Annotated in this window: 7 protein-coding genes and 1 pseudogene; 4 read left to right on the forward strand and 4 right to left on the reverse strand. The window is 68.4% G+C overall.

The features are described from left to right. Positions 1–51: 51 nt before the first annotated feature. The 4 genes from mscL to ACFWF3_RS21130 form a co-directional block, all read right to left on the reverse strand. Positions 52–498, reverse strand: a complete 447-nt coding sequence (gene mscL / locus ACFWF3_RS21115; RefSeq protein ID WP_379314966.1) for a large conductance mechanosensitive channel protein MscL — start codon at positions 496–498, stop codon at positions 52–54. 148 nt (positions 499–646) lie between these two features. Next, positions 647–1,315, reverse strand: a complete 669-nt coding sequence (locus ACFWF3_RS21120; protein WP_378993255.1) for an SAF domain-containing protein — start codon at positions 1,313–1,315, stop codon at positions 647–649. Positions 1,316–1,405: 90 nt separating this feature from the next. After that, entirely contained in the window at positions 1,406–1,723 is a 318-nt protein-coding gene (locus ACFWF3_RS21125; protein WP_378993253.1) for an FmdB family zinc ribbon protein, read from the reverse strand. Between the two features lie 71 nt (positions 1,724–1,794). Then, entirely contained in the window at positions 1,795–2,394 is a 600-nt protein-coding gene (locus tag ACFWF3_RS21130; protein ID WP_379314968.1) for a 5-formyltetrahydrofolate cyclo-ligase, read from the reverse strand. 150 nt (positions 2,395–2,544) lie between these two features. Between ACFWF3_RS21130 and ACFWF3_RS21135 the strand changes: the two genes are divergently transcribed. The 4 genes and pseudogenes from ACFWF3_RS21135 to ACFWF3_RS21150 all read left to right on the forward strand — a co-directional run. Further along, positions 2,545–3,471 carry a UTP--glucose-1-phosphate uridylyltransferase gene (locus tag ACFWF3_RS21135; RefSeq protein ID WP_379314967.1) on the forward strand — a complete coding sequence of 309 codons (927 nt, stop codon included), beginning with the start codon at positions 2,545–2,547 and terminating at the stop codon, positions 3,469–3,471. Between the two features lie 39 nt (positions 3,472–3,510). Then, positions 3,511–4,770 carry a gephyrin-like molybdotransferase Glp gene (gene glp, locus ACFWF3_RS21140; RefSeq protein WP_378993248.1) on the forward strand — a complete coding sequence of 420 codons (1,260 nt, stop codon included), beginning with the start codon at positions 3,511–3,513 and terminating at the stop codon, positions 4,768–4,770. Between the two features lie 12 nt (positions 4,771–4,782). After that, complete coding sequence (locus tag ACFWF3_RS21145) at positions 4,783–5,433, forward strand: GNAT family protein (protein ID WP_358109313.1); 651 nt, start codon at positions 4,783–4,785, stop codon at positions 5,431–5,433. A 136-nt stretch (positions 5,434–5,569) separates the two neighbouring features. Beyond that, positions 5,570–6,007: pseudogene (locus ACFWF3_RS21150) on the forward strand (hypothetical protein); the annotation flags it as partial.

Below are 6,007 nucleotides of genomic sequence, written 5' to 3' on the forward strand. Positions count from 1 at the left end.
GGTCCTGCACACCGCGTGTGCAGGACCCGAACTCGTTGTGGCAGTGAGGAATCAGTAGGCGTTGTCGCCGTCGGTGTGTTGCGCCGGCTCGGCCCGGAGGCCGTGTTTGCCGTTCGAGCGACCGCGCTGCTCGGCCAGCAGATCCCTGATCTGGATGAGGAGTTCGTTCTCGGTGAGTTCCTCGTCGGCCTGGGAGAACCGCTTCTTCATCCTGGTCGCGGGCACCACCAGGATGAAGTACAGGATCGCGGCGACCAGCAGGAAGTTGATCGCCGCGGTGATGATCGGCCCGATCTCGATGAAGGTGGCCGGCTTGTCCGCGACGAGCTGGAAGCCCAGCCCCATCTCGTTCGATCCGCCGAACAGCGCGAGCAAAGGATTGATGATTCCCTCGCTGAACGCGGTGACGATCGCGACGAACGCTGTGCCGATGACGACGGCGACCGCCAGGTCGACCACGTTGCCGCGGAGTAGGAAGTCTCTGAAACCTTTGAGCATTGCCGATGTCTCCTTCGTACAGGAGCCGGCCCGGGGCGCTGCGCTCCATATCGAATGCTGCGAAACGGTGTGCTTGGTTCCTGTGTGATGCTAACGAGAGTTCGGGCAAATTTCTCGCGAACTACACCGTGGGGCGACCGGCGAGGCGTCAGTGGAAGACGACAGTCAGTGCCGTCCGCAGCGACGCACCGGCCACGGCGGCGGCGTATGCGGTATCCAGCGCGAGCAGGACCACCCGTTCCGCGCCGCGCCGATCACCCGTCGCGGTGACGAGTACCACCGCGGCGTCGGTGGCCAGCGTCCGCGCGGGCTTGGTGGCACCTGGCGCGCCGGCATCCTCCACGCCGACGACATCGACCCGGTCGCCCGCCCGCAACACATCAGCCACCGCGGCATCGGCCAGCCGGATCGGCACGATCCGCGCATCGGTGCTGCCCGCGGCCGCGGCGGCCAACCGGGGGCCGACGACGCGCAGATCGGTGAAGGTCTCCCCGGCATGCATGGCGCCGGTCAGCGTCGCGCCGAGCAGGGGAGCGGTTTCGCTGACGGAACCTCTTGGCAGCGAACGCGATTCGTGATGGTCCACACGCAGATCGTCGACGGTGAGTAACCGGCCGGGCGCGAGATCGCGGGCGGCGACCACCACCGCGACCCTGGCTCCACCGGGGTCGCCACGCACGAACAGCACGACGGCGGCTACGGCGAGAACGGCGGCGGCGATCCGGCGGACGAGCAACGCGTCGGCCCAGGCCGGACGATTACCGAGGGCGAAACGCCAGGAGCTGCCACGTCCCAGATCGGCGAGACTGCGAGTCATGGGCGAAAGCGTAGAGCCGCGGGCCTGCGGCAAAGTCGCTGAAAGCCCCGCCTGTGGATAACCGCGGGGCTGTGGACAACTGCCGAAAAGTCAGCTGGCGGCGGCCGGAGTGGAGCTGGTCGACGCGCTCGACGACGAATCTCCGTTGCCGCCGGATCCGCTGCCGCTCGACCCGTTGCTGCTGGTGCTCTCGGACGAGGTCTTCGCCGGTTCGCTCGCGGTGGACGCGCCGCCACGGCTGTCGGTGCGGTAGAAACCGCTGCCCTTGAACACGATGCCGACCGAGTTGAACAGCTTACGCAGCTTCCCGGAGCACTGCGGGCATACCGTCAGTGTGTCGTCGGAGAAGGACTGAACGATGTCGAAGCGGTTGTCACACTCGGTGCACGCGTACGAATAAGTTGGCACAGGATCCTCCGCAAGTCTCTCGTCGATCTAGCACTCTACCGCCGACACTGCCAACGTCGCGAATCGCCGTTTCATTCCGGCGAAACGGGGAGGTCGCGGCCCAGCCGTTCCAGCCCACCGCCGGGGGTGAGCACCCAACCCATTCGCCGATCGTGCGGTTCCTCGGGAAGCCGGTCGACCAGTTCATTATCCCGGACAACAGCGATGAGGCGGACGTCCGCCCGTGCGGCGCCCAGCGTGCGGTCGTAGTACCCGGCACCGCGTCCGAGCCGTACCCCGCGCCGATCGACGGCGAGGGCCGGAACCAGGATCGTCGCGGCGTCGGCCACCACCGAGGGGGGCAAGGTCTCGCCGGCCGGTTCGAGCAGGCCGTAGCGGGCCTTGCGCAGTGCATCCGCGCCCTCGTAGCGCGCCCAGCTCAGCGGACCCGGCTCGCCGGTCACCGGCAGCAACACCGTGGCGCCACGCTCGCGCAGCGCGTCGAGCATGCGTAGATCGCCGGGTTCGCCGCGGACCGGAACGTAGGCGCATACGATGTCATCGTCGGTGGCCAGCCCCGCTGCCGAGGCGGCGAGCGCCGCCGCGTCGACGGCATGTTCGGCGGAGCCCACCTGTGCGCGAGTGGCCAGGATCTCGCCGCGCCACGCATATTTGGTGCGCTCACCGGGCATATCCACAGCGACCACCATAGTCTGCACAGGCGCGCGTCGATCCGATGTCTTGCGCGCACGGCCGAGCCGACGGCGGACGCCTAAGCTCTTGCCGACGCCGGATCGTCGCGGAGAGGCGATCGGACGGCACTGAATGGATAGGGTATGCGCATGACAGACAAGACTTCCGGTTTCCGCACTGCGGTGGTACCCGCGGCCGGACTCGGGACGCGATTTCTGCCTGCCACCAAGACGGTGCCCAAGGAATTGCTGCCGGTAGTCGACACCCCCGGCATCGAGCTGGTCGCCGCGGAAGCCGCCGATTCCGGCGCCGACCGCCTGGTGATCGTGACCTCGCCGGGCAAGGACGGCGTGGTCGCCCACTTCGTCGAAGACCTGGTGCTGGAGAGCACCCTGGCCGAGCGCGGAAAGTTCGCGCTGCTCGAGAAGGTGCGCAAGGCGCCGGGCCTGCTCGACGTGACCTCGGTCGTGCAGGAGGAACCGCTCGGCCTCGGCCACGCGGTCGCCCAGGCCGAAGCCGTGCTCGACGACGACGAACTGGCCGTCGCCGTCCTGCTGCCCGACGATCTGGTGCTGCCGTGTGGCGTGCTCGAGACGATGAGCCGGGTGCGCCGTGAGCGTGGCGGCTCGGTGCTGTGTGCCATCGATGTGCCGAAGTCCCAGGTCAGCGCCTACGGCGTCTTCGACGTCGAGGAATGCGCCGACAATGCCGAGACCGACGTGCTGCGCGTAAAGGGCATGGTCGAGAAGCCCGATCTCGCCGACGCGCCGTCGACCCTGGCCGCCGCCGGTCGCTATCTGCTCGACCGGGTGATCTTCGACGCACTGCGCCGGATCACGCCGGGTGCGGGCGGGGAACTGCAGCTCACCGACGCCATCGCGCTGTTGATCGCCGAGGGTCATCCGGTGCATGTGGTGGTCCACCGTGGGTCGCGCCACGACTTGGGCAACCCGGGCGGTTATCTTCGAGCTGCTGTGGATTTCGCCCTCAAGCGGGACGAATACGGCCCGCAGTTGCGCGAGTGGCTGAAGTTCCGGCTCAGCCCGGAGTGGGATCCACAGTCGCCCGTCGCCTAAACGCGGTAGATACGCCGCCGCCATAGATTCAGGAGCTCGATGCGCTCGGTTGAGGATCAGCTGATCAAGGTCACCGCGGCTGCGGTCGCACCCCGGCCGGTCCGGGTGGCGATATCCGAAGCCCAGGGTTTGCTCTGCGCGGAAGACATCGTCACCGAACGGCCGCTGCCCGGCTTCGATCAGGCCGCCATCGACGGATACGCGGTGCGCAGCGTCGATGTCACCGCCGCGGGCGTCGATGTGCGCGACGAGGAGGGCGAGCTGATCGACCTCACCCTGCCGGTGGTCGGTGAAGTGGTGGCCGGTTCGCGTCAGCCCATCCGGTTGCAGCCGCGCCAGACCGTGCGGGTCGATACCGGCGCACCGATGCCGACCCTGGCCGACGCGGTGCTGCCGGTCGACTTCACCGATGGTGGGCGGGCCAGGATCAAGGTTTTCGAGCCGGTTCGCTCGGGCGACTACGTGCGTCGCGTCGGCGACGACGTGCAGCCCGGTGACGTGGCCGTGCGCGCGGGCACGATCATCGGCGCGGCCCAGGTGGGGCTGCTCGCCGCGGTCGGCCAGGACAAGGTGCTCGTGCACCCGCGCCCCCGGCTGTCGGTGATCTCGATCGGCGGCGAGCTGATCGACATCGACCGCACCCCGGGCCCCGGGCAGGTCTACGACGTGAACTCCTATGCGCTGGCCGCGGCCGCGCGCGACGCGGGCGCCGATGTGAACCGGGTCGGCATCGTGAGCGCCGATCCGCGCCGGCTGCGCGATGTGGTCGAAGGCCAGCTGGTGCGCTCGGAGGTCGTGGTGATCGCGGGTGCGGTCGGCGGCTGGGCCTCGGATCAGGTACGCGAGGCCCTCGACGGGCTCGGCGAGCTGGAGGTCGACCGGGTGGCGATGCACCCGGGCTCGGTGCAGGGTTTCGGACGGCTCGGGCGCGACGAGGTGCCCACCTTCCTGTTGCCCGCCAATCCGGTGAGCGCGCTGGTGGTGTTCGAGGTGATGGTCCGTCCGCTGATCCGGATCGCGCTCGGCCGTCGTCAGCCGATGCGGCGGATCGTGAGCGCGCGCACCATCACTCCCATCACCTCGATGCCGGGCCGCAAGGGCTATCTGCGCGCGCAACTGCTGCGCGACGAGGCAACCGGTGACTATCTGGTGCAGCCGCTCGGCAACAGCAACGCGGGCTCCTCGCACCTGCTGGCGACCCTTGCCGAGGCCAACAGCCTGATCGTGGTGGAACCCGACGACACCGATTTCCGTACCGGTGACGAAGTGCAGGTCGCGTTCTTGGCGCAGCGCGGCTGACCAGTGGACTCCATGAACGTATTCCGGGCCGGACAGCATCCCGGCTGGCCCGCCCGGCTCGGTCCGGTGATGGTGGCAGGCGGCAGGGTGACGCTGCGGCCGGTGCGCTTTCGCGATGCCGCCGCGTGGAGCCGGATCCGGCTGCGCGACCGTGACCACCTGGAGCGCTGGGAGCCGACCGGGCGCGGCAGCTGGGAGGCGCGCAATCACGCGTCGAACTGGCCGTCGCTGTGGACGAGTTTGAAGGCCGAGGCCCGGCGCGGGGCGATGATCCCGCTGGTCATCGAGGTCGACGGGCAGTTCAGCGGTCAGCTGACCATCGGCAACATCGTGCGCGGGGCGCTGCGGTCGGGCTGGATCGGGTACTGGGTGGCCAAGGATCTCGGCGGCCAGGGTGTGGCGACGGCCGCGCTCGCGCTCGGGCTCGACCACTGCTTCGGGCCGGTCGGTCTGCATCGCGTCGAGGCGACCGTGCGACCGGAAAACCATGCCAGCCAGGCGGTTCTGCGCAATGTCGGTTTCCGGGAAGAGGGCCTGCTGCGCCGCTACCTCGATGTCGACGGTGCGTGGCGCGATCATCTTCTGGTCGGACTGACCGTCGAAGAGGTTATGGGCACTGTGGTGGATCGCCTGGTCAGGGAGGGTCGGGCGGCGCTGCCGTGAAATTTCTGTTACTCATGTGGCAGGTGTGCACGGCGCGCCTGCCACACGGGCGCGTCTGCCCGAATTAACCTACGGACGTCAGTGGTGCGTCCACAGATGGACAACACGTAGGTGGGGACGGGAGGTGATGACCGCGATGCCGAATTCGATCCTGTGGATCGGACTGGTTGTGCTGTGGGTCTTCGTCCTGTTCCCGATCCTGGCGGACCGGCATCCCCGGATCCGCCGCACCACCGATGCCGCGCTCGCCACACGCGTGCTGCACCGTGGCGGGGCCGAACGACGGATCCGCATCGGCGCGGCAGGCGGTCACGAGAGTGACCCCGATTATCGACCCCGTGTGCTGCGTAAGCGCTCCCACCGAACTGATTCGGAGGATCGGATGACGACCGAAGAGCCCGTCACCGAAGACGACGACGAAAAACTGACCCCCGCAGCCGAACTCGAGGCAGCGGTTGCCGAGGTGGACACCGACGATATCGGCGAGGCCACCGCGACAGCTGATTTAAACGCCGACGAGACGGCAGACGTTGCGGCGCAACCGCTCTCGGCGGAAGCCGCCGAGGAACCACCC

The sequence above is a fragment of the Nocardia sp. NPDC060220 genome, from assembly GCF_042727815.1.
Classification (GTDB): domain Bacteria; phylum Actinomycetota; class Actinomycetes; order Mycobacteriales; family Mycobacteriaceae; genus Nocardia.